This window comes from Pseudomonas sp. 273, from assembly GCF_029201425.1.
Classification (GTDB): Bacteria; Pseudomonadota; Gammaproteobacteria; order Pseudomonadales; family Pseudomonadaceae; genus Pseudomonas; species Pseudomonas delhiensis.
In genome coordinates this window covers 5,945,124-5,968,095 of the sequence record NZ_CP116775.1, presented here as the reverse complement: position 1 = coordinate 5,968,095, position 22,972 = coordinate 5,945,124, and the positions used below count along the sequence as shown (strand labels likewise).

Sequence of the window (22,972 nt, the reverse complement as noted above, 5' to 3'; positions counted from 1 at the left end):
GGCTTTCTCCTCAGCTCTTGTTCTTTTCGGTCAGGAATTTGCCTTGCGGGCCTTCGGCGCCTTTCTGCCGCCGGGTGACGCCGTCGAGGCCGCCGGCGATGGCCCATTCGGCGAACACCGTGGGGCCGGGTTCGAAGCTGCGCGGCTGCCAGGCGCCGGTCAGCTGGTCCTCGTCGGCGTAGTACTCCACCAGCGCCCCGGCGGGGTTCTTGAAGTACCAGAAGAACGCCGAGGACACCGGGTGGCGGCCCGGGCCGATCTCGGTGTCCCAGCCGCAGCGGGCGATGTGCATGCCGCCGCCGAACACCTCGTTGATGTCGCGCACGGTGAAGGCGACGTGGTTCAGCCCGGCGCGCGGCGCCGGCAGCTGGAGCATGAACAGGTCGTGGTGGCCGCCTTCCTCGGCGGTGCGCAGGAAGGCGCCGCGGCCGGGGTAGCGGTCCGAGGTCTGGAAGCCGAAGGCCTCGCGGTAGAAGGCCTCGCAGGCGTTGACGTCCTTGACGAAGAACACCACGTGGCCGACCTCCACCGGGGTGGCGCGCTCGTAGACCGGGCTGGGCCTGTTGATCCGCGCCTTGCTGTTCCAGGTGTTGTGCGCGCCGCATTCCTCCAGCAGCAGCTCGCGCTTGCGGGTGACCTGCAGGCGGATCGCCAGGCCGTTGGGGTCGGTGCAGCCGATGCGCCCGCCGCTCTCGACGAAGCCCGGCGCCGAGGCGATGCGGCCGGCGTAGCGCGCCAGGTCGTCGGCGCTTTCGACGCCCCAGACCACTTCGCGCACCGTCGAGCCGGGCTCGATGGCTGGCGGCAGGCCGGGCTTGTCCAGGTCGGCGAGCACCACGCGGCAGCCGTTGAGGGTTTCGAAGACCACTTCATCGGGCTGCTCGCCGACCAGGGCCAGGCCCCAGTCCTCGAAGAAGCGCCGGCAGCGTGGCAGGTCTTCCACGCCGTAGGTGATCTCGTCGATGCCAAGTACGCTCATGCTGTCGCTCCGGCCCAGGCGATGGGCTGCTGGTTGAGGCCCCAGTACAGGGCTTTCTGCTCCATGTACTGGAGGATGCCCAGGCGCCCCTTCTCACGCCCCAGGCCACTGTCGTTCCAGCCACCGAAGGGGGTGGCGATGGAGAATTGCTTGTAGGTGTTGATCCACACGGTGCCGGCCTGCACGGCGCGGCCCAGGCGCCAGGCGCGCTGGAAGTCGCGGGTCCAGATGCCGGCGGCGAGGGCGTAGACGCTGTCGTTGGCCTCTTCGATGAGCTGGCGCTCGTCGTCGAACGGCAGGGTCGTCAGCACCGGGCCGAAGACTTCCTCCTGGCACAGGCGCGCGCTGTTGCGCAGGCCGTCGATGATGGTCGGGGTGTAGAACCAGCCACGCTCGAAGGCGCTGCCCTGCGGGCGGCAACCGCCGGCGAGCAGGCGCCCGCCCTCGGACAGGCCGAGGTCGACGTAGCGCTCGACGCTCTCGCGGTGGCGCTCGCTGATCAGTGGCCCCATCTGCGTGGCCTCGTCGGCCGGGTCGCCGATGCGCAGGCGCTCGGCGCCTTCGACCAGGCGCTGCAGGAAGGGTTCGTACAGCGGCCGGGCGACGAACAGCCGCGAGCCGGCGATGCAGGATTCCCCCGAGCTGCTGAAGATGCCGTAGAGCACCCCGGCCACGGCGTGGTCGAGGTCGGCGTCGTCCAGGACGATGGTCGGCGACTTGCCGCCCAGCTCCATGGACACCGGCATCATCTTGTCCGCGGCGATGCGCGCGATGTGCTTGCCGGTGCGGGTGCCGCCGGTGAAGGACACGCGCTTGACCAGCGGGTGGCGGGTGATGGCGTCGCCGATCAGCGAGCCCTTGCCCGGCAGCACGCTGAGCAGCCCGGCCGGTACCCCGGCCTGGATGCACAGGCGCGCCAGGGCCAGGGCCGCCAGCGGGGTGATCTCCGCCGGCTTGATCAGCACCGCGTTGCCGGCGGCCAGGGCCGGCGCCAGCTTCTGCGCCTCGGAGGCTATCGGCGAGTTCCACGGGGTGATGGCGGCGACCACGCCCATGGGCTCGTACACGCTCATGCTCAGGAAGTCGCCGCGTGAGGGGGTGATGCTTTCCTCCAGTGTCTCGCAGGCACCGGCGAAGAACTGGAAGGTGGCGGCGGCGCTGGCGACCAGGGCGCGGGTCTCGCGGATCGGCTTGCCGTTGTCCAGGCGCTGCAGTTGCGCCAGTTCCTCGGCGTGCTCGCGGATCAGCTGCGCCACGCGGTACAGCACCGCGGCGCGTTCGTGGGGCTTGCGCTGCGCCCAGCCGCTGTGGAGGAAGGCGCGCTGGGCGCCCTGGATGGCTTCCTCCACGTCGGCCAGGCCGGCGGCGTGCAGGTGCGCGACCACCGAGCCGTCGGCCGGGTAGTGGCTGGCGTAGAGGTCGCCGCTGCCCAGGCGCCACTGGCCGGCGATGCAGATGGGTTGGATGGCGTCGAGATCGAGCATGGCGCTGTCCTCAGATGGAAACGGCGTGGGCGTGGTTGCCCAGCGCGCGGACGATGCTGAGCACGGTCAGCATCGAGGTCTTGGGGTTGGCCGCCAGCGGCTTGCCGCGCAGGGTCATCTCGAATTCGCCGAAGGCGCCGCGGGCCTGGTAGTGGTGCACGTTCTCCTCGCTGGTGGGGTCGGCGATCAGGCGCACGCGGGTGGCGTCCAGGCCCAGGCCGGCCAGCGACAGGGTGGCGGCGACGTTGGCGTTCTTCGGGTAGCGCGAGGAGGCCTCGCGGGCGCTGCCTTCGAAGATCACCGTGGGTTCGGTGAGGCCGTCGAGATCGAAGCGCTCGTCGGCCGGCGTGCCCTTCCAGGCGCGGCTCGGCTTGCGTCCGCTGTAGATCACCGAGTCCAGCCCGGCGACCTTGGCCGCGGCCAGCGCGTCGATGCCGCCGATGGCCCCGGAGAGCAGTTCCACCCGGGTGCCGCCACGCCGCGCGGCGTCTTCCAGGCGCGCGGCCAGGCCGTCCTCGGAGAGCGCGCCGATGGACACCAGCAGGCACGGGATGCCGCGTTCCAGGGCCGGGATCACGTGCTCGGCCAGGGCCGCGTGGCCGGCGCATTCCACCAGCAGGTCGGGGCGCCGGGCGTAGTCCAGCGCCTCGCCGACGCGGGCCTGCGCGGCGATGCCGGCCAGGCGCTGGCGCGCCTGGTCGAGGTGGCCGGCGGGGACCACCACCTGGTCGAGCGCCAGGTCGCGGTCGTCCTTGAGCAGTTCCAGCACGCTGAGGCCTATGGCGCCGCAGCCGATCATGGCGATGTGCAGCATGGCGGGGTCCTCAGGCCGTGGCCTTCTGGTGGCGGGTTTCCATGTTCGGCGGGCCGGCGAAGGCCTTGGCGAAGTTGCCCACCGCGCACATGTCCACTTCCAGCAGGAAGGGGCCGTCGCTGGCATGGGCGCTTTCCAGCACGCCGGCGAAGTCCTTGAGGTCGTTGATGCGCGCGTGGCGCAGGCCCACCGACTCGGCCAGGCGCGCGTAGTCCGGGGTATGCAGGTCGACGTAGCAGTGGCGGCCGCCGTACACGGCGTCCTGGATGTTGCGGATGACGCCGTAGCGCTGGTCGTTCATCAGCAGGATCACCACCTTGGCCTTCTCCTGTACCAGGGTGGCGATCTCGCCCAGGTTGAGGATGAAGCCGCCGTCGCCGCAGAGGGCGAAGACCTTGCGCTGCGGGGCGTTCTGCGCCGCCGCGATGGCCGCGCCTATGCCCATGGCCAGGCCTTGGCCGATGCCGCCGCCGAGGGCATGGATGCCGGCCTGGGGGTGGAACAGGTGGATCAGGCGGTTGCCCCAGATGCTGTTGGACAGGGTCACGTCGCGCACCCAGGTGAAGTCGCGGCCGGTCATGCCCTGCAGCTGTTCGACCATCGAGGCGTAGGGGCCCAGCTCGTCCATCAGTTGCGCGCGGGAACGTTCGCGAATCCCGCGCAGCTCGTCGCGGAAGCCGGGCTCGACCTGCAGCCGCCCTCCAGGCGCTCGGCCAGGCCGGCGAGGGCCAGCGCCGAGTCGCCGCAGATGAACAGCTCGCTGTTGTAGCAGCGGCCCTCGATGGCCGGGTTGGCGTCGATGCGGTAGGTCACCTGGGGCAGCTTCAGGGCGTACTTGAAGGTCTCGTTGCTGCGCAGCCGCGAACCGGCCACCAGCAGCGCGTCGCAGCCCTGCAGGAAGGCTTCCACCTGCTTGTTCTGGGAGAAGGCGCCGAGGCAGCGCGGGTCGTCCTCGTTGACCACGCCGCGGCCCTGGGTCGAGGTGATGACACCGATGCCCAGGTCCATCAGGCGCTTCACCTCGCGCCCGGCGTGGCGGGCGCCGCCGCCGAGCCAGAGCATCGGCCGGCGTGCGCCGGCCAGGCGCTCGGCGACGCGGTCCAGGGCCTCGGCGGTGGGCACGGCGACCGGCACCGGCAGCGGCGCCAGGTCTTCGGGCATGGGGATATGGGCGGACTGGATGTCGATCGGGATCTCCACGCTGACCGGCCCGGCCGGCGCGCTCAGGGCGGTCTGCACGGCGAGCTTGAGGGTGCTCAGGGCTGTCTCGGCGCTGCGCACGCGGAAGGCCGCCTTGGACACCGCCTTGAGCATGGCCAACTGGTCGCGGGCCTCGTGGATGTAGGCCAGGTCCTGGTCCAGGTAGGGCGTCTCGATCTGCCCGGTCAGGTGCAGCAGCGGGGTGCCGGCGGTAAGGGCCTCGACCAGGGCGCCGGCGGCATTGCCGGCGGCGGTGCCGGTGGAGGTCAGGCACACGCCCAGGCTGCCGTTGGCGCGGGCGTAGGCGTCGGCCATGTTGGTGGCGCCGGCCTCGCCGCGGGCCATGACGAAGCGGAGGTTGCCGCGGCTGGCGAAGGCGTCGAGGATCGGCATGTTGTGGATCGAGATCACCCCGAAGGCGGCCTTGACCCCGCACTGCTCGAGGAAGGCGGCGATGACGGCGCCCACGGTGACCGGGTTTTCGTTACGCATGGCGGGACAGGCCTCCGGATACATCGATGTGGCTGCCGGTGGTGTAGGCCGACAGCGGTGAAACGAGGAACAGCAGGGCGTTGGCGGCTTCGCGCGGCAGGCCCAGGCGGCCGAGGGGAATCTGCTTCTGGCGGGCCAGTTGCGCGGTCCACTGCGCCCAGTCCAGCTCGCGCTGCTCGCGGGCCTCGAAGCGCCGGCGCCACTGGCCGGACTCCACCAGGCCGATGAGGATGCCGTTGACGCGGATGCCCTTGGGCGCGAACTCGCAGGCCAGCGAGCGCACCAGGTTCTTCAGCCCGGCGCGGGCCGCCGAGGTGCAGACCATGTGCGGCTCCGGCTGGCTGGCGAGCAGCGAGTTGGTGCAGACGATGGCGGCGTCGGGCTGGCCTTCCAGTTGTTCGAGGAAGGCGCGCACCGGGTGGATCACCGAGAAGAACTTCAGCTCCAGCTCCTCGCGCCAGGCTTCGTCGCTGGTCTGCGCGAAGGTGGAGACGCGGCCCTGCCCGGCGTTGCACACCAGCATGCTGGCGGCGCCCAGTTGTGCCTGGCAGCGCGCGGCGAAGTCGCGCACCTGGCCGGCGTCGAGCACGTCGCAGGTGGCGGTCAGCAGGCGCGCCTCGGGGAAGCGCTGGCGCAGCCCGGCCTCGGCCTGTGCCAGGCGCTCGCCGTCGCGGCCGCAGAAGGCCACCGCGGCGCCGGCTTCCAGCAGCAGTTCGACGGTGGCCAGGCCGATGCCGGAGCTGCCGCCGGTGACCACGGCGACGCGGCCGCTGAGGTCGCACAGGCTCATGGGTGGACCCTCTGCAGCGACAGCACGTTGGGGTTGGGCATGTGCCCGAGCAGGCCGGAGAGTTCCTCGGCGCTGTTGCGCACCTGGCGCACCAGCGGCTCCAGCAGGTGCTCGGCGATGCGCGTGGCGGGGATGGTCACGCCCATGGCGGCGCAGACCCGCCCGGTGTGGTCGCGCACCGGCGCGGCGACGGTGGAGATGCTCGCCTCGAAGAAGCCTTCGCTGAGGGCGTAGCCGCGCAGGCGGTCGTTCTGCACCAGGTCGAAGAGTTCCTCGGCGTTGCGCGGGGTGCCCTCGGAGAAGCGTTCCAGCTGTTTCTCCGGGTACAGCTCGCGCAGCGCGGCGAGGTCCAGGTCCTCCAGGAGGATGCGCCCCAGCACCGTGGCGTGGGCCGGCAGGCGGGTGCCGACGTTGACCGCGCTGGTGAGGATCGACGGCGGCGAGATCTTCGCCACGTAGACGATGTTGCGCCCGTCGCGTACCACCAGGTTGCAGGAGTAGCCGATGGCGTCGCACAGGCGCCGCAGGATCGGCTGGCCCAGTTCGGTGAGTTCCAGCGAGGCCAGGTACTCGAAGCCCAGGCGCAGCACCGCCATGCCCAGGCGGTATTCGTTGCCGCTGCGGGTGACGAAGCCCAGGGCCTCGAGGGTGGCCAGCAGGCGGAAGATGGTGGTGCGCGGCAACTGCAGGCGGCGCGCCAGCTCCGGGGCGGTGAGGGTGCGGTCGTGGCGGGTGAACTCGCCCAGCAGCGTCAGGCCGCGCTCCAGCCCCGGAACCATGTAGCGTTCCTGGGGTTCGTTGAGGGTGTCGGTACTCATGGTTTCAGTCCTTGGCAGTGCTCGATAAGCCGGGCAAGCAGCCCGGCCAGGGCTTCGGGGCATTCGATGGGGCTGGCGTGGCCGGCCCCGGGTACGAGCTGGAAGGGCGCCGCCAGCGCTTCGGCGACTTCGCGGCAGGCGGCGGGCGGGGTGATGCCGTCCTCGCTGCCGCACAGCACCTCGCTGGGCACGGGCGGGCGGCCCAGGCGCAGCAGGTCGTCGCCGCACAGCAGCTCCACCGCCTGGCGGTAGCCGTGGGGCCTGAGCCGCGCCATGTTCCAGCGCACCCAGGCCAGCGCCGCGGCGTCCGGGTTGGCGCCGAGCATGGCCGGCGCACGGCGCTCGGCGAGGCCGGCGATGCCTTCGCTGGCCAGCCCGGCGAGGCGCCGGCTGCGTACCGCCTCGCCTTCGTCCGGGCGTGCGCCGTAGCCGCGCGCGGGGCTGAGCAGCACCAGGCGGGCCACGCGCTGCGGCTCGGCATTGGCCAGGGCCAGGGCGGCCATCGCGCCCAGGGAATGGCCGAGCAGCAGGCAACGCCGCACGCCCAGCGCATCCAGCAGTTCGCGCAGGCGGCCCATGTAGGCTTCCGCCCGCGGCGCGGCTTCGGCCAGCGGCGTCGACTCGCCGTAGCCGGGGGCGTCCCAGGCGATGATCCGCGCGCGGTCCTTCAGGCGTTGCGCCAGCGGCAGCCAGGAGGCCGCGCCGGAGCCGATGCCGTGCAGCAGCACCAGCGCCGGTGCGTCGGTTGCGCCGGCCTCGCGCACAGCGGCGACGGTTTCGCCGTGGCGCACCAGGCGCTGCGGGAAGTCGCGTTCCAGGTCGGCCTGCCAGGCGGCCGCCGCGGTCATCGCCGTCATCGTCCGGCCCTCAGCGCTTGATGCTGGCCAGCGGATGCTGCGGCGGGTAGGTCGGGGTGACCGGCTTCTTCGCCCCGAGCATCACGCACATCAGCGCGTCCTCGTCGCCGATGTTGATTTCCTCGCGGTACACGCCCGGCGGCACCGAGATCACGTCGCGGTCGCCGAGGATGGTCTCGAAGCGCTCGCCGTCCTTCTCCAGGATCACCTTGAGCTTGCCGCGCAGGACGAAGAACACTTCCTCCACGTCGACGTGCAGGTGCGGCGGGCCTTCATGGCCGGCCGGGATGACCATGGTGGAGAAGGTGAAGTGCTCGGACGGGATGGTGTTGTTGTCGGCGCTGACGCCGGTGCCGCCGGTGCCGATGTAGCGCATCTGCGCACGGCGGTACTTGGGGTCGTAGTCGGCCTGGAACTTCAGCGCGTTCCAGTCGTACTGGCGGGTGGAATAGCGGGCGATGCGCGAGTTGCACCACTGCTCGAAGCTGGCGTCGGCGGGGCGGTCCCAGGTGCGGGGCTGTTGTTGCGCGTTGAGATCGGTCATCGGTTTTTCTCCTCAGAGCATGACGAACCCGCCGTTGACCGGCAGGGTCTGGCCAGTGACGAAGCGGGACAGGTCGGACAGGGCGAAGAGCACGGCGCCGGTCACGTCCGCCGGCAGCTGCGCGCGGGAAATGGCGCGCTGCCGGCGGTACAGCGCGTGGCGCTCGGCGGGGACGTAGGCGGTGGCCTCGACCTCCACCAGGCCGGGGGCGATGGCGTTGACGGTGATGCCGTCGGCGCCCAGCTCCCGCGCCAGGCTGCGGGTCATGGCGATGAGCGCGCCCTTGCTGGCGGTGTAGGCGAGCAGGTTGGGGGCGCCCCACAGCGGGGTGTCGGAGGCCAGGTTGACGACGGCGCCACGGCCGCTTTCGCGCAGCGCCGGCAGGCAGGCGTTGGTCATCAGCCAGGTGCCGCGCACGTTGACCTGCATGACCAGGTCCCAGGTGGCGATGTCCAGCGCTTGCGCGGGCTTGCCGCCGGAGTGGGTCACCGCGGCGTTGTTGACCAGGCCGTCGAGGCCGCCGAGGCGTTCCACGGCCCGGGCCACGCAGGTGGAAATGGATTGCGGCTCGCGCAGGTCGAGGGCCAGGCCGTCGACCGCAAGGCCCTGTTCGCGCAGGCCGGCGGCGGCCGCCTGGACCTCGGCGTCGCGGACGTCGGCGATCGCCACCCGGGCGCCGGCCCGTGCCGCGGCCTCGGCGAAGGCCAGGCCGAGGCCGCCGACACCGCCGGTGATGAGGATGCGGCGGCCTTGCAGGAGGGTATCGGTGCTCATGTTCGCGTCCTCAGGCCGTGGCCAGGTTGGCCTTGGGCAGGTAGTGGAGGACGCGCTTCTCGGCCCAGACCACGGCGGCATAGGCGAGCACGCCGATGACGGTCAGCGCGACTATGGTGACGAACACCCCGGCGGTGTTGCCCTGGCCCTCGGCGTCCACCAGCAGGAAGCCCAGGCCCTTGTTGCCGCCCACCAGCTCGCCGACGGTGACGCCGATGACCGCCAGGGTGGAGGCGATGCGCAGGCCGGAGAACAGGGCGCTCATGGCCGAGGGGAACTCCACCAGGCGGAACAGCTGCCAGCGGGTGGCGCTGAGGGCGCGCACCAGGTTGATCATGTCCGGGTCGACGGTGCGGATCGCCGAGAGCACGTTGATCATCACCGGGAAGAACACGATGAGGATGGCGATGAGGATCTTCGGGTACACGGTGTAGCCCAGCCACATCACGAACAGCGGGGCGAAGGCCACCTTGGGGCGATCTGCAGCGCCAGGATGTAGGGCGAGAGCATGGCCTCGGCGGCCGGCGACAGGCCCAGGGCGACGCCGATGACGATGCCCAGCAGGGCGCCCAGGGCGAAGCCGACGATGATCTCCAGGGTGGTGATCAGGGTGTGCTCCAGCAGGTTGCCGGTCTGCCACATGGCCACCGCTTCCTGGGCCACGCGGGTGAGGTTGGGCAGGACGAACTCGGGCATGCCGAGCAGGCCGGGGCCCCATTGCCAGAGGGCGAGGAACAGCACCAGCAGCACCAGGCTGCCGGCGCTCGAACGGGAAAGCGTCATGTCGGACTCCGGGGGATCACTGTTGCGCCAGGCGGGCGGCGTTGGCCTCGACGAAGCGGTTGGTGTAGAGCTCGGCCAGCGGGGTGGCGCGCGGCACGATCTTCTCCTCGACGTAGAAGCGGGCGACGCTGGCCAGGCGCTGCTCGTCGATCTGCCCGGGGACCGCCTGGCCCGGGTACACGTGCTCGTCGTAGAGCTGGAAGATGCGCTCCAGCGAGGCTTCCCTGCCCTTGTAGGCCGGTACCGCGGCGGCGAAGGTGGCGGCGGCGCCCCTGGGGTCGGCCATGATGTCGGCCATGCCCCTGAGGGTGGCGCTGACCACGCCCTGGACCACCTCCGGGTGGTTGGCGATGGCGTCGTCGGAGGCGAGGATGGCCTGGGCCATGCTCTCGAACACCTGGTCCTGGGGCAGCAGCTTCGCCTTCAATCCGGCGTCCTCGGCGTTGACCACCCAGTCCGGCACCCCGGCCATGGCCTGGGCCTTGCCGGCGGAGAACAGCTGCCAGACGCCGGCCGGGCCGGCGGCCTGGATGTCCACGTCGTCGCGCCCCAGGCCGGCCTTGCGCAGCGAGGCGAGCAGGGCGTAGTAGGTGGTGTCGGAGTAGGACATCACCGTCATGGTCTTGCCCTTGAGCGCCTTCACCGAGTCGATGCCGCTGTCGCCACGGGCCGCCAGCAGGGTCACGCCGCCGCCGCCGAGCACCGCCACGGCCTTCACCGGCACGCCGTTGGCGCGCACCACGATGGGCGTGTCGCCGATGGCGCCGCCGACCAGGGCGTTGCCCGAGCCGATCTGCTTGGCCACGTCGACGCCGCCCTTGCCGGCGAGGAAGGTCACCTTGAGGTTCTCCCGGGCGTAGTAGCCCTTCTGCTGGGCGATGATCCAGGGCGCGAAGGCCGGCGAGCTGGGCGGCGCCGGCAGCAGGTAGGTGACTTCGGTGGGCGCGGCGCTGGCACCGAAGGCGCAGAGGGCGAGCAGCGGCCCGGCGAGGCGGGAGAGCAGGGTCTTGCGCATGAGTGGGTCCTCGTGCGGGGGTCAGTGGAGGGGGTCGTCGCCGACTTTCAGCAGGTCCATCAGGCGCCCGACCAGGGGGCCGGCGCCGGGCAGCTTGCGGCGTTCCAGGGGGTTGTCGCGGTGCGGCAGGTCGACCTCGATTTCCTCGATGATGCTGCCGGGGCGGGCGCTCATGACCAGGATGCGGTCGGAGAGGGCGATGGCTTCCATCAGGTCGTGGGTGATGAACAGCGCGGTCTTGCGCTGCTCGTAGAGCGTCTGCGCCAGGTCCTGCTGGAGAATCATCTTGGTCTGGGCGTCGAGGGCCGAGAACGGCTCGTCTAGGAACAGCACCTGCGGGTCGATGGCCAGGGTGCGGGCCAGGGCCGCGCGCTGGCGCATGCCGCCGGAGAGCTGGAACGGGTAGTGGTCGCCGAAGCCGGCCAGGTGGCATTTCTCGATCAGCCGCTCGGCCACCGGCCGCCGCCGCGCCGCCGGCACGCCCTGGATCTCCAGGCCCAGCTCGACGTTGCGGCGGATGCTGCGCCAGGGCATCAGCAGGTCCTTCTGCAGCATGAAGGCGACCTTGGCCACCGGCTTGACGACGCGCTCGCCGCCGACGAACACGGCGCCCTCGCTCGGCGTGTAGAGCCCGCTGCCCATGTTCAGCAGGGTGCTCTTGCCGCAGCCGGACGGGCCGATGATGGACACCACCTCGCCCTTGCGGATGCTGAAATTGAGCCCGCGCACGGCGAAGGGCGCATCGCGCTCGCCCTTCTTGGGGAAGCACTTGCCGACGTTCTCGAAGACGATCTCCACGTCGGCCGGCCGCGCACCTTCCCGGGCCTGCAAGGCGGGGTTTCCCGGTTCGACGACGGCGTACAGCTCTTGGGTGGCAGCCATGTAATTCATCTCACCTTGTTTCATATACGGTGCGTTGATTTATGCATGAACAATGCCACGTGATTTTTCTTTCGAAGAGCTTTGTTTATTCCTTATTAATCAAATAGTTGTGCGTTCCTGGTGTGAAACGCCTGCTTGTTTCACCGGTGGAATGGTTTTTACGAAGCATTGGGAAATTTCTGCACAGCGAGGTAGCAGATTGGCTGCGGGTGCTACCTATCAGTGCGCCATCAGGGGGCGCGGCGGGAGAGGCGGCTGGTAGCGCGAGGGGATTTTGCAGGAGCGAGCTTGCTCGCGAACCGCTCCCGCAGCGGGGCCCGTTCGCGAGCAAGCTCGCTCCTACGAGGGAATGCCTGCCCGCGGGCGGGCGGCGTGGGGTCAGAACTGGTAGTTGACCGTGGCGGTGACGTTGCGCTTCTCGCCGAAGTAGCAGTAGTCGAGGTTGTAGCAGGAGGCCACGTAGTCCTTGTCCAGCAGGTTGTTGGCGTTGAGGCTGACGTCCAGGCCCTTCATGCCGAGCTTGCCGAGGTCGTAGCCGATGCGGGCGTCGACCAGGGTGTAGTCGGGCACGCGCAGGGTGTTTTCCTTGTCCGCCCAGGTCTCGCCGACGTAGCGGGCGCCGCCGCCGATGCTCAGGCCGTCCAGCGGGCCGGCGTCGAAGGCGTAGTCGGCCCAGATGGAGGCCATGTGCTTGGGCGCCTGGTTCGGGGTGTGGCCCTGGTTGCCATCCAGCGACTTGGTGTAGGTGATGTCGGTGTAGGTGTAGCTGCCGAGCAGCTTCAGGTTCCGCGTCGCCTGGATGTGCGCTTCCAGCTCCAGGCCCTGGGAGCGGATCTCGCCCACCGAGGTGTAGAAGTTGTCCTGCGGCTCCTTGGTCGCCACGTTCTCCTGGGTGATGTGGAACAGCGAGGCGGTGTACAGGCTGGCGCTGCCCGGCGGCTGGTACTTCAGGCCCAGTTCCCACTGCTTGCCCTCGGTGGGCTCCAGCGGGGTGCCGTCCTGGTCGGAGTAGGCGTTGGGGTTGAACGACTCGGAGTAGCTGACGTAGGGCGCCACGCCGTTGTCGAACAGGTAGAGCACGCCGGCGCGGCCGGTGAATTTCTTCCAGTCGTCGTCGGCCTTGCTGCCGGTGCTGCGGTTCTTGTCTTCCACCGTCACCCAGTCCTGGCGCATGCCCAGGGAGAAGCGCCAGTTGTCCAGGTCGATCAGGTCCTGGGCGTAGACGCCGGTCTGTTCCAGGCGGCGGGTGTGGTTGTCGTCCGGGTAGTAGCTGATGGCGCTGTCGCCGTACACCGGGTCGAAGGCGTCGATGGGCGCCACCGAGCCCGAGGACCAGTCCACCGAGGTGTGCCGGCGCTGGTAGTCCAGGCCCATCAGCAGGGTGTGGCGGGCCGCGCCGGTGGCGAATTCGGCCTGGGCCATGTTGTCGATGATGTAGGCCTCCAGGCGCTCGCGGGCGCCGGAGAAGTAGCGCGTCAGTTCGTTGCTGTCCGGCGCGGTCCAGCCGTAGCCGTAGACCTGCGCCAGGCTCACGTCGGACTGCAGGTAGCGGAAGTTCTGCCGCGCCGACCAGACGTCGTCGATGCGGTGTTCCAGCTGGTAGCCGAACATGCGCTGGGTGCGGTCGAAGTCGTCGACGTCGGGTTCGCCGTCGAAGAACTCGCGGTCGATCTTGCGGCCGTTGTGGTGGTACAGCGTGCCGTCGGCTGGCACGCCGCTGTGGTAGCCGCCGTTGGGGTCGTGCTGCAGGTAGCCCTGGAGAGTCAGGGTGGTGTCGTCGCTGAAGTCGATGGCCAGGCTCGGGGCGATGGCGTAGCGCTCTTCCTTGGCGTGGTCGAACTGGGTGTCGGCGCCCTTGCCCAGGCCGACCAGGCGGTAGGCGATGCGCTTCTCGTCGTCCAGCGGGCCGCTGAAGTCGAAGCCCAGTTCCTTCTGCTGCATGTTGCCGACGCTGGCGGTGACCTGGTGGTAGTCCTCGTACAGCGGCTTCTTGCTGGTCAGCGCCACCAGGCCGCCGGGCAGGCTGCGGCCGTAGAGCACCGAGGACGGGCCCTTGAGCACGTCGATGCGTTCGAGGAAGTACGGGTCGATCTGCATCGAGCTGAAGGTGCCGTTGTCGCCCATGGCCTTGAGGCCGTCCAGGTAGATGTTGTCCACGCTGTTGTCGGCGAAGCCGCGCATGACGATGTAGTCGTAGCGGTTGGAGGCGCCGACCTGGCCGGTGAAGATGCCCGGGGTGTAGCGGATGGCCTGCTGCACGGTCTTCGAGCCCTGGTCGTCGATCTGCTCGCGGGTCACCACCGAGACGCTCTGGCTGGTTTCCAGCAGGGCCTTGGAGGTCTTGGTGGCAATCTGGCTGTGGGTGGCCAGGTAGCCGTCCTCGCTGCCCAGCGCGTTGCCCAGGGCGAACACGCTGGTGGCGGGCAGGGCCAGGGCGTCCTTGGGCCCGGCGGCGCGCAGCACGTAGCTGCCGTCGCCCTGGTCCTCGGCCTGCAGCGGTGTGTCGGCGAGCAGGCGGGCCAGGCCCTGGTCCACCGAGTAGGTGCCGTTGAGGCCTTCGGACTGCAGGCCGGCGGTCTGCTGCGGGGTGGTGGAGAGGGTGATGCCGGCTTCGCGGGCGAAGCTGTTGAGCACCTCGCCCAGGGGGCCGGCAGGAATGGCGTAGGCGCGGCTGCGGGTGATGCTGGCGGCGTCGGCGGCCCAGCCGGTCAGGGGCAGGACGCTGCCCAGGGCGGCGCAGAGCAGGGCGCCGCGCACGGCGATGGCGAGGCGGCTGGCGGGGGAGTTCGGGGCGGATGATCGAGCCGGGACTGCACGCATGGGGAGGTATCCGTCAGGGCGAGGAATGGGAGGGTTTATCTCCATGCCGGCCGATGATGGAAAACCCGACAAAAATAATTCTCATCCGCGAAAAATGTTTCCGATGGCGCCCATGCGGCTCTTCGTAGGAGCGAGCTTGCTCGCGAATGGAGTTTCCAGGTGGCTTAGGTGTTTTGGTTTGACCCAGCCCCCTCCCTGAAGGGAGAGGGGCTAGTCCGTGCCGAGAGAGGTGATGGTTTCAGCCGGAAACCTTCGGTGCTGCCGGCTAACTCCGAAATCCCCGAACACACCGAACGGTCCCCTCTCCCTTCAGGGAGAGGGTTAGGGAGAGGGCGCTCTCATGCCAGGCGCCGACACGACCGGGAAACTCCGTTCGCGAGCAAGCTCGCTCCTACAGGGGAGTCCGGTTCAGGTGCGGGCCTCGACGGTCACCCACCAGTCGCTGCGGCGCATGACCCGTACCGGCAGGGTGCGCGGCAGCAGGTCGAGCAGCTTGTCGGTGTCGTCCAGGCGGAACACGCCGGACAGGCGCAGGTCGGCCACCAGCGGGTCGCAGCCGAGGTGGCCGTGGCGGTAGCGGGCGACCTCGGCGAGGAAGTCGGCCAGGCGCATGTCGCGGCTGACGATCAGGCCCTCGGCCCAGGCGCTGCTGTCCATGCCGGTGGCGGCCAGGGGCGTGGCGCCGTCGGCGTCGACGCGGTAGCGCTGCCCGGCCTCGGCCACCGTGCGGGCCTGGCCGAGGCGGCGCGGGGCGATGGCCACGGCGCCCTGTTGCACGCTGAGCAGGCTGTCATGGGCATCCTGGCGCAGCACGAAGCAGGTGCCCAGGGCTTCGAACAGGCCGTCGCGGTTGCGCACACGCAGCGGCCGGGCGGGGTCCTTGGCGGTGCTGACGAGGATTTCGCCGCGCTGCAGGACCAGCAGGCGCTGTTGCGGGGCGAAGAAGACGTCGACGGCGGTGTCGGTGTTCAGCAGCAGTTTGCTGCCGTCGGCCAGGACGAAGCGCTTGCGCTCGCCGACGCCGCTGGCGTAGTCGGCGCTCCAGCGCTGCCAGGGGCCCAGGTCGCGGCTCAGCCACAGCGCGGAGCCGCCCAGGGCGACCAGCGACAGCAGCTTCAGGGCCTGGCGCCGCTGCAGGCGCTGGCTGCCCTTCTCCAGCGTCTCCAGGGCCACGCGGCTGCCCGGCACGCTCTGCAGGCCGCTGCGCAGCTCCTGGTTCAGCGACTGCACGCGCTGCCAGGCCAGTTCGTGTTCGGCGCGCTGGGCGCGCCAGCGGGCGCAGGCTTCCTGCAACTGCGGGTCGACGCCGCCGGCCAGGCGCAGCGTCCACTGGATGGCCTGCTTGACCACCCGGGCGTCAGGCTGCAGTTCGGCGCTGGCGTTCATTCGGCGTAGCGCGCCTGGTAGCAGTGGAACAGCGCCTCGGCCACGTAGCGCTCCACCGAGCGCACGGAGACGCCGAGCCGTTCGGCGACCTGCGCATGGGGCAGGCCTTCGCACTGGGCCAGGAGGAAGGCGCTGCGCACCTTGGGCTTCAGGCCGTCGAGCAGGCGGGCGATGCTTTCCAGCAGTTGCAGGAGCATTTCGCGGGTTTCCGCCGAGGGCGCTTCCGCCTCCGGCAGGTGGGCGATGGATTCCAGGTAGGCGCGCTCCAGCTCCTCGCGGCGCCAGTGGTCGATCACCAGGCCGCGGGCGATGGTGCGCAGGAAGGCGCGCGGGGTGCGCAGCTCCAGCAGCTCCTGCTTGAGCAGCAGGCGCAGGAAGGTGTCCTGGGCCAGGTCGGCGGCATCCGCGGCGTTGCCCAGGCGGCTGCGCAGCCAGCCATGCAGCCAGCCGTGGTGGTCGCTGTACAGCCGGTCGATGTCGAGGGTGGAGGAGGCCATGGCGGCGCCGGAAAATGAAGAATGATAATCCGTCGCATTTTCATCAACGCGCTGGCCATTTGCAAGCGGGGCCGAACTTCCAGGGACGTAGGGCGGATAACCGTCCGCGGTTATCCGCCGATACACCTGCCTCAGCGATACCAGCGCGGCGTGTACACCCAGTCGCCGCCGCCGGCGCGGGGGAAGCGGCGGGTGAGCGACGAGCCGATGATCACCAGGGTGCGCATGTCCACCATCTCCGGCTGCAGTTCGCCGAGGGTGAGGCTGCGCAGCGCCTCGGCCGGGCGGCCGATGTCGCGGCCGAGCACCACCAGGGTTTCCGCCGCGCGGTGCTGGCGGACGATCTCCAGGGCACGGCCCAGCTGCCAGGGGCGGGCCCTGGAGATGGGGTTGTAGAAGGCCATGGCCAGGTCGGCGGCGCCGGCGTGGTCGAGGCGTTTTTCGATCACCTCCCAGGGCTTGAGGTTGTCCGACAGCGAGATCAGGCAGAAGTCGTGGCCCAGCGGCGCGCCGGCTTTGGCCGCGGCAGCCAGGGCGGCGGAGACCCCGGGCAGCACTTCCAGCTCGACGTTGTGCCACTCGGCCTCGCCGCTTTCGTGCAGGGCCTCGATGACCGCCGCGGCCATGGCGAACACCCCGGGTCGCCGGACGACACCACCACCACGCGCCGGCCGCCGGCCGCCAGCTCGAAGGCATGGCGGGCGCGCTGCATCTCTTCGCGGTTGTCGCTGCAGTGGCGCACCTGGTCGGCGCGCAGCGGCTCGGCCATCTTCACGTAGGTCTCGTAGCCGAGCAGGTCCTGGGCTTCGTCCAGGGCGCGGCGCACTGCCGGGGTCATGTGCTCGGCGGCGCCGGGGCCGAGGCCGATCACGCTCAGGCGCCCGCGCGGGCGGCCGATGGCGGCGGCCTGCGCGGGGGATTCGGCGAGGCGCAGGTGGATGCCCTCGTGCGCGCCATGCACGGGTGGCAGTGGCTCACCGGCGACGAAGCGCAGCGGCACCCCGAGGGCCCGGGCGGCTTCCGCCAGGCGCGCGTCGGCCATGTGCCGGCGCGGGGCGAGCAGGGCAGCAAGGGCGGCCGGGCCAGGTGGGCGTGCGCCAATGCCTTGTGGACAAGTGCGGCGAGGTCGTCGACCGGCGCCTGCACTTCGGCCAGGACCTGGCGCGGGTGGATCAGCAATTCGTCGCGCTGTGCCGGGCGTGCCTCGCAGGTCACCCGCACGCGGCGCCGGGCATCCTCGGCCAGCGGCAGGCGCGCCGCGGCCAGCCAGGGGGCGTCGCCTTCGATGCGCAGGCTTTCGCCGCCGAGCAGGTCGGCGACGAAGCGCTTGCCCTGCTCGATGTCGGCCAGGGCGTAGCCTTGCGGCGGCTCCAGCAGGCAGGCGCCGAAGCGCAGCTCGCCGCTGGTGGTGATGGCCGGCGCCACGTCCAGGGCGGCGGCGATCTCGCGGGCCAGGCGGTTGACCCCGGCCAGGCCGCCGAGCAGCGGCACCACCGCGCTGCCGTCCTCGGCCACGGCCAGCACCGGCGGCTCGGCGCCTTTTTCCTGCAGCGCCGGGGCCAGGCTGCGGATGACGATGCCCGCGGCGCACAGGGCAATGATCGGCGTGCCGGCGCGGTAGAGCGCGCGCAGGGTGTCGCCGAAATCCTGGTAGGGCTCGTCGGCACCCTCGACGCGGCCCTGCAGGCCGTGGATGCGCGCCCGTGGATAAAGCGCCTGCACGCGCCGGGCGGTGGCCAGGGCGCTGGCGCCGAGGATGACGATGGCGGGGGAGGCGTTCATCAACCGCGCCACCTCTGCCCGGGGATCACCACCATGGAGAAGTAGGGCGAAGCCATCGGGTCCACCTCGTCCAGCGGCACGATGCGCTGCTCGCGCATGGTCGCCCGCTCCACGTAGTGCGCGCCGTCGTCGCGGCCCAGCGCGCGGAGCACGCGGCGGACCTTGTCGAAGTTGCGCCCGAGCTTCATCACCACCGCCGCGTCGGCGCTGGCCAGGCGCTGCTTCAGCTCGTCTTCCGGCAGCACGCCGGAGAGCACCGAGAGGCTCTGGTTGCGGTACACCAGCGGCACGCCGAGCACCGCCGCGCTGCCCAGCATGGAGCACACGCCGGGCACCACTTCGCTCGGGTAGCGTTCGGCCAGGCGGTCGTGCAGGTACATGTAGGAGCCGTAGAAGAAGGGGTCGCCCTCGCAGATCACCGCGACGTCGCGGCCGGCGTCCAGGTGCCGGGCCACCTGCTCGGCGGCGGTGTCGTAGAAGTCGCTGATGACGGTCTCGTAGGTCAGCGGCGGCTCCAGCCTCTCGGTGGTCACCGGGTACACCAGCGGCAGGCGCACCTGGGCCTGCCCCAGGTGCTGCTCGATGATGCCGAAGGCGTTGCCGCCCTGGCCCGCGTGGTGCTTGGCCTTGGCCACGAAATAGGCGACCACGGGGGCCGACTGCAGCAGGCGCAGGGCCTTGAGGGTGATCAGCTCGGGGTCGCCGGGGCCGACGCCCAGGCCGAGCAGGCGGCCGCCCATCATTCCACCTCCGTGGCCAGGGCGTTCACCGCGGCGGCGGCCATGGCGCTGCCGCCGCGGCGGCCGCGGACGATCACGTAGGGCACGCCGCGGCTGTCGGCGGCCAGCAGCTCCTTGGATTCGGCGGCGCCGACGAAGCCCACCGGGAAGCCGAGGATCAGCGCCGGTTTCGGCGCGCCGGCGTCGAGCATTTCCAGCAGGTAGAACAGCGCGGTGGGGGCGTTGCCGATCACCACCACGCTGCCTTCCAGGTGCTGGCGCCAGTGCTCCAGGGCCACCGCCGAGCGGGTGTTGCCCAGCTCGCGGGCCAGGGCCGGGACGTCCGCCTCGTTGAGGGTGCAGATGACTTCGTTGTGCGCCGGCAGGCGCGCGCGGGTGATGCCCTCGGCGACCATGCGCGCGTCGCAGAGGATCGGCGCGCCGGCCGCCAGGGCCGCGCGGCCGGCGCTGCCGGCGCCGGCGGAGAAGCGCAGGTCCTGCACCACGTCGACCATGCCGCAGGCGTGGATCACCCGCACGGCGAGCTTCTCCAGGTCGGCGGGGATGGCCGAGAGGTCGGCCTCGGCGCGGATGGTGGCGAAGGACTGGCGGTAGATCGCCTGGCCGTCGCGGATGTAGTCAAGCATCGGGGAAGACTCCGGGGTCGCGCAGCCGGTCGGCCGCGGCGTCGAGGGACAGGTCGCGCGCCAGCGGCTGGCCGAAGCCGGCGTGGCCGGGGGCGCGGCGGTAGAGGTCGTAGCGGCCGTCGGCGACGGCCAGCAGGGTCAGGGGCGCCACGTGGGCGGCGGCGCAGGAACGCGGGCAGCCGCACAGGTGCACGCTGGGCGGCAGCGGCGCGCCCAGGCGTTCGGCCAGGCGCAGGGCGTCGGCCTTGGTGTCGGCCAGGCCGCGGGCGCAGCCGCTGGAGCCGCTGCAGGCGACCAGCCGGGACAGCGGCTGTTCGGCCGAGGTGATCAGGCCCAGGCTGTCGAGTGCGGCGAGCACGGCGCTGGCCCGCGCAGCCGGTACGTTGGGCAGCAGCAGGCCCTGCCAGGGTGTCAGGCGCAGGCCGCCGTCGCCTTCGCACTCGGCGAGGCCGGCCAGTTCGCGCAGCAGCCCGGCGTGCAGGCGGCCGAGGACGAAGCCGGCGCCGACGCTGCACAGGCCGCTCTGGCGCTGCGGGCGGATACCCAGATGGGCGAAGGGCGCGACGGCGGGGCGACGCCAGTCGGCCACGTCCTGTTGCAGCGGCAGGTCGAGGCGCGCCAGCAGGTCCTCGGCGGGAAGGCTTGTCAGCAACTGGCGCATGCGCGAGACGCCTTCGCCGGCCAGGTCGAGGAACAGGTTCAGCAGCGCCTCGACCAGGGCCGGCACCTGTTCGCTGGCGATGGCGGCGAGCGCGGGTCTGTCCTGCGCGCGCAGCGGCGGGCAGCCGGCCAGGCCGAAGGCGAAGCGCCCGGCGTCCATGGCCGACAGCCAGATGTCGTGGGGGTGCTCCAGCATCGCCAGGCCCTCGCCGCCATCCAGCTGCAGGGCGAACTTGGGCGACAGGCCGTGGAAGCGCGGGTTGTCCTGCAGCAGGTCGAGCAGCGTGGCGGCCAGCGGCGAGACGTCCAGGGCCTGGGCCGGGTCGAGGCCGGCGGCGGGGCTCAGCAGCAGGTTGCGCACATCATCGGCGGCGGCGACCCGCGGGCCCAGCCCGGCCTGCAGCAGCTCGGCGGACAGCGCCGCGCCGGCGCCTTCGTGCACGCCGCGGATCTGCAGGTTGGCGCGGTTGGTCGCCTCCAGCACGCCGTCGGCATGGCGCTCGGCGGCACGGGCGATGGCCCTGGCACCGGTGGCGTCGAGGCGCCCGCCGGGCAGCTTGATGCGGCAGATGCCGCCATCGCCGGAGGCGACCACGCGCAACAGCCCCGGGCAGGGCGACGGGCGGATTTCGACAGGGGGGACGGGCGGCTGGCTCGGCACAGGGTCACCATGGCTGGGTCGCGGTGACCTTGCGGATCGCCCCACATATGGGAAGACCTACAACATCGATACACCCCGCTCGATGCTTGCACGCGCGACTGGTCCCGTCGGCAGGTCTCCTGGCTGGCAGGTCGTCGCCCGACGCGGCCTTCCCGGTCTCCCAGTGGCCAATGACGCGTGGACTCGCTGCTTACAGTTGCGGGGGCAGCCGCGCTTGGATGGCTCCTGCGCGTTCCCTCTTCGGCCCTGATGGGCACCGACGAAGGCTGTATTATGCCCGCTTTGCCCGACCCCTTGAAAACCCTGCCCGTCGGAACGCCGGCGGCGCGGTGTCGCAACCTGCGAGGACTTCCCATGACGCCCTGGCTGACCATCGTCGGCATCGGCGAGGACGGCTACCCCGGCCTCGGCAAGACCGCCCGCCGCGCCCTGCTGGCGGCCAGCGAGGTGTTCGGCGGCGAGCGCCAGCTGGACCTGCTGCCGCCGTGCATCGGCGCACAGCGCACGCGCTGGCCGAGCCCCTTCGACATGGCGCCGCTGCTGGCGCGGCGCGGCACCCCGACCTGCGTGCTGGCCAGCGGCGACCCGCTGTTCTTCGGCGTGGGCGCGAGCCTGGCGCGGCAACTGGCGGCGGCGGAAATGCGCGTGCTGCCGGCGCCGTCCTCGGTGAGCCTGGCCGCGGCGCGGCTGGGCTGGGCACTGCAGGACGTCGAGTTGCTGTCGCTGGTGGGCCGGCCGCTGGCGGCGCTGAACCTGCGCCTGCACCCGGGGCGCCGGCTGCTGGTGCTGAGCGCCGATGGGCGCAGCCCGGCGGCGGTCGCCGCGCTGTTGCGCGAACGCGGTTTCGCGCCGAGCCGGCTGAGCGTGCTGGAGCACCTGGGCGGCGAGCGCGAGCGGCGCATCGACGGCCTGGCCGCCGACTGGTCGCTGGAGGAGGCCGCCGCGCTCAACGTGCTGGCCATCGATTGCGTGGCAGGCGCCGATGCCCGGCGCCTGCCGCTGACCCCCGGCCTGGCCGACGACGCCTACCGCCACGACGGCCAGTTGACCAAGCGCGACGTGCGCGCCGTGACCCTCGCGCGCCTGGCCCCGGAGCCGGGCGAACTGCTCTGGGACGTCGGTGCCGGCTGCGGCTCCATCGGCATCGAGTGGATGCGCGCTCACCCCGCGTGCCGGGCCATCGCCATCGAGGCCGACGAGGGTCGCCTCGGGCACATCGCCCACAACCGCGACGCCCTCGGCGTGCCCGGCCTGCAACTGGTGGCCGGGCACGCGCCGCAGGCCCTGGAAGGCCTGGAGGCGCCGGACGCCATCTTCATCGGCGGCGGCGTCACCGTGCCCGGCGTGCTGGCGCTGTGCTGGGACAATCTCAAGCCCGGCGGGCGCCTGCTGGCCAATGCCGTGACCCTGCAGAGCGAGGCGGCCCTGGTCGCCTGGCGCGAGCGCCACGGCGGCGAGCTGGTGCGCCTGCAGGTGGCCCAGGCGCAGCCCCTGGGCGGCTTCGACACCTGGCGCGCCGCCCTGCCGATCACCCTGCTGGCGGTGCGCAAGCCGTGAGCGGCAAGCGCATCCTGCTGCTGGGCGGCATCGGCGAGGCCCTGGCCATCGCCCGCCGCCTCGGCCCTCGCCACCTGTACAGCTTGGCCGGCCTGGGCAAGGTGCCCGACGACCTCGCCTGCCAGGTGCGCGTGGGCGGCTACGGCGGCGCCGAGGGCCTGGCGGCGTTCATCACCGCGCAGGACTATGACCTGTTGCTCGACGCCACCCATCCCTATGCCGCGCAGATCAGCCGCAACGCCGTCCGCGCGGCGCAGCTGGCCGGCGTGCCCTGCTGGGCCCTGCGCCGTCCCGGCTGGCAGCCCGGGCCTGGTGACGACTGGCGCGAGGTGGAAGGCTGGGCGCAACTGATCGTGGCGCTGGCGCCGTTCCGCCGGCCGCTGTTCACCCTGGGCCGCGAGCCGCTGGAACACCTCGGCGAAATTCCCGAACATCAGTTCTGGACCCTGCGCTGCCTGCAGAGCCTGCCAGGCACCGAGCGCGCCGAGGTACTGGGCGCCCGTGGGCCCTTCAGCCTGGAGGGCGAGCGCGAGCTGTTCGCGCGCCTGGACACCGACGTACTGGTGAGCAAGAACAGCGGCAGCCAGGCCACCGAGCCGAAGCTGCAGGTGGCGCGCGAGCGGGGTGTGCCGGTGTTGATCCTGGCGCGGCCGGAATTGCCCGAGGTGGATCGGCAGTTCGATAGCGTCGAGGTGCTATGGGCAGCGCTGGAGCCGCTTCTGTAGGGCCGGGTTCGCGAGCAAGCTCGCTCCTACGAAAAGCACAGGTGCATCGCCTGTAGGAGCGAGCTTGCTCGCGAACCGCTCGCCGA

General features: G+C 71.2%; 19 protein-coding genes, 3 pseudogenes and 1 riboswitch. Of the genes and pseudogenes, 2 read left to right on the top strand and 20 right to left on the bottom strand.

Translation table 11 applies throughout. The features are described from left to right. Positions 1–10: 10 nt before the first annotated feature. The 20 genes and pseudogenes from PKO50_RS27265 to cobG all read right to left on the bottom strand — a co-directional run bounded on the left by PKO50_RS27265 (position 11) and on the right by cobG (position 20,604). Positions 11–979, bottom strand: a complete 969-nt coding sequence (locus PKO50_RS27265; RefSeq protein ID WP_275627789.1) for a VOC family protein — start codon at positions 977–979, stop codon at positions 11–13. Further along, positions 976–2,463 (bottom strand): aldehyde dehydrogenase, encoded by a 1,488-nt coding sequence (locus tag PKO50_RS27260; RefSeq protein WP_275627788.1) that lies wholly within the window; start codon positions 2,461–2,463, stop codon positions 976–978. Before PKO50_RS27260 ends, PKO50_RS27265 begins: the two co-directional genes overlap by 4 nt. Positions 2,464–2,473: 10 nt before the next feature. Further along, a complete protein-coding gene (locus tag PKO50_RS27255; RefSeq protein ID WP_109936715.1) occupies positions 2,474–3,277 on the bottom strand; it encodes an aspartate dehydrogenase in 804 nt (267 codons plus the stop codon). A gap of 10 nt (positions 3,278–3,287) precedes the next feature. Continuing rightward, positions 3,288–4,969: pseudogene (locus PKO50_RS27250) on the bottom strand (thiamine pyrophosphate-binding protein). Next, positions 4,962–5,759: an SDR family oxidoreductase gene (locus tag PKO50_RS27245; RefSeq protein ID WP_275627787.1), complete on the bottom strand. Its 798-nt coding sequence runs from the start codon at positions 5,757–5,759 to the stop codon at positions 4,962–4,964. The pseudogene PKO50_RS27250 and the gene PKO50_RS27245 overlap by 8 nt, the downstream one beginning before the upstream one ends. Further along, positions 5,756–6,577, bottom strand: a complete 822-nt coding sequence (locus tag PKO50_RS27240; RefSeq protein WP_089393418.1) for an IclR family transcriptional regulator — start codon at positions 6,575–6,577, stop codon at positions 5,756–5,758. The genes PKO50_RS27245 and PKO50_RS27240 overlap by 4 nt, the downstream gene beginning before the upstream one ends. Then, the gene (locus tag PKO50_RS27235) at positions 6,574–7,434 is read right to left on the bottom strand and encodes an alpha/beta fold hydrolase (RefSeq protein WP_275627786.1); all 861 of its coding nucleotides are present in this window, start codon (positions 7,432–7,434) and stop codon (positions 6,574–6,576) included. The genes PKO50_RS27240 and PKO50_RS27235 overlap by 4 nt, the downstream gene beginning before the upstream one ends. Positions 7,435–7,444: 10 nt before the next feature. Then, a complete protein-coding gene (locus PKO50_RS27230; RefSeq protein ID WP_109936711.1) occupies positions 7,445–7,978 on the bottom strand; it encodes a cupin domain-containing protein in 534 nt (177 codons plus the stop codon). A 12-nt stretch (positions 7,979–7,990) separates the two neighbouring features. Next, positions 7,991–8,752 (bottom strand): SDR family oxidoreductase, encoded by a 762-nt coding sequence (locus tag PKO50_RS27225; protein WP_275627785.1) that lies wholly within the window; start codon positions 8,750–8,752, stop codon positions 7,991–7,993. A gap of 10 nt (positions 8,753–8,762) precedes the next feature. Further along, positions 8,763–9,535: pseudogene (locus PKO50_RS27220) on the bottom strand (ABC transporter permease). 16 nt (positions 9,536–9,551) lie between these two features. Continuing rightward, positions 9,552–10,550, bottom strand: a complete 999-nt coding sequence (locus PKO50_RS27215; protein WP_109936708.1) for an ABC transporter substrate-binding protein — start codon at positions 10,548–10,550, stop codon at positions 9,552–9,554. Between the two features lie 21 nt (positions 10,551–10,571). Then, entirely contained in the window at positions 10,572–11,432 is an 861-nt protein-coding gene (locus PKO50_RS27210; protein ID WP_275627784.1) for an ABC transporter ATP-binding protein, read from the bottom strand. Positions 11,433–11,810: 378 nt separating this feature from the next. Continuing rightward, positions 11,811–14,297, bottom strand: a complete 2,487-nt coding sequence (locus PKO50_RS27205; protein ID WP_275627783.1) for a TonB-dependent siderophore receptor — start codon at positions 14,295–14,297, stop codon at positions 11,811–11,813. A 363-nt stretch (positions 14,298–14,660) separates the two neighbouring features. Next, a complete protein-coding gene (locus PKO50_RS27200) occupies positions 14,661–15,638 on the bottom strand; it encodes a FecR family protein (RefSeq protein WP_275627782.1) in 978 nt (325 codons plus the stop codon). After that, positions 15,635–16,135, bottom strand: a complete 501-nt coding sequence (locus PKO50_RS27195; protein ID WP_109936705.1) for a sigma-70 family RNA polymerase sigma factor — start codon at positions 16,133–16,135, stop codon at positions 15,635–15,637. The genes PKO50_RS27200 and PKO50_RS27195 overlap by 4 nt, the downstream gene beginning before the upstream one ends. 131 nt (positions 16,136–16,266) lie before the next feature. After that, positions 16,267–16,973, bottom strand: a pseudogene (gene cobJ / locus PKO50_RS27190) (precorrin-3B C(17)-methyltransferase). A 35-nt stretch (positions 16,974–17,008) separates the two neighbouring features. Then, the gene (locus PKO50_RS27185) at positions 17,009–17,917 is read right to left on the bottom strand and encodes a hypothetical protein (protein ID WP_275627781.1); all 909 of its coding nucleotides are present in this window, start codon (positions 17,915–17,917) and stop codon (positions 17,009–17,011) included. Next, on the bottom strand, positions 17,917–18,660 hold the full coding sequence (locus tag PKO50_RS27180) for a precorrin-2 C(20)-methyltransferase (RefSeq protein ID WP_275627780.1): 744 nt from the start codon (positions 18,658–18,660) through the stop codon (positions 17,917–17,919). The genes PKO50_RS27185 and PKO50_RS27180 overlap by 1 nt, the downstream gene beginning before the upstream one ends. Further along, the gene (locus tag PKO50_RS27175) at positions 18,657–19,283 is read right to left on the bottom strand and encodes a precorrin-8X methylmutase (RefSeq protein ID WP_275627779.1); all 627 of its coding nucleotides are present in this window, start codon (positions 19,281–19,283) and stop codon (positions 18,657–18,659) included. Before PKO50_RS27175 ends, PKO50_RS27180 begins: the two co-directional genes overlap by 4 nt. Further along, positions 19,276–20,604 carry a precorrin-3B synthase gene (gene cobG / locus PKO50_RS27170; RefSeq protein WP_275627778.1) on the bottom strand — a complete coding sequence of 443 codons (1,329 nt, stop codon included), beginning with the start codon at positions 20,602–20,604 and terminating at the stop codon, positions 19,276–19,278. Before cobG ends, PKO50_RS27175 begins: the two co-directional genes overlap by 8 nt. A 91-nt stretch (positions 20,605–20,695) precedes the next feature. Beyond that, positions 20,696–20,880, bottom strand: a riboswitch (cobalamin riboswitch). 78 nt (positions 20,881–20,958) lie between these two features. On the opposite strand from cobG, the gene cbiE reads away from it, so the two are divergent. Together cbiE and PKO50_RS27160 are read left to right on the top strand one after the other, a co-directional pair. Then, a complete protein-coding gene (gene cbiE / locus PKO50_RS27165; RefSeq protein ID WP_275627777.1) occupies positions 20,959–22,161 on the top strand; it encodes a precorrin-6y C5,15-methyltransferase (decarboxylating) subunit CbiE in 1,203 nt (400 codons plus the stop codon). Next, on the top strand, positions 22,158–22,886 hold the full coding sequence (locus tag PKO50_RS27160) for a cobalt-precorrin-6A reductase (RefSeq protein WP_275627776.1): 729 nt from the start codon (positions 22,158–22,160) through the stop codon (positions 22,884–22,886). The genes cbiE and PKO50_RS27160 overlap by 4 nt, the downstream gene beginning before the upstream one ends. Positions 22,887–22,972: the final 86 nt, after the last annotated feature.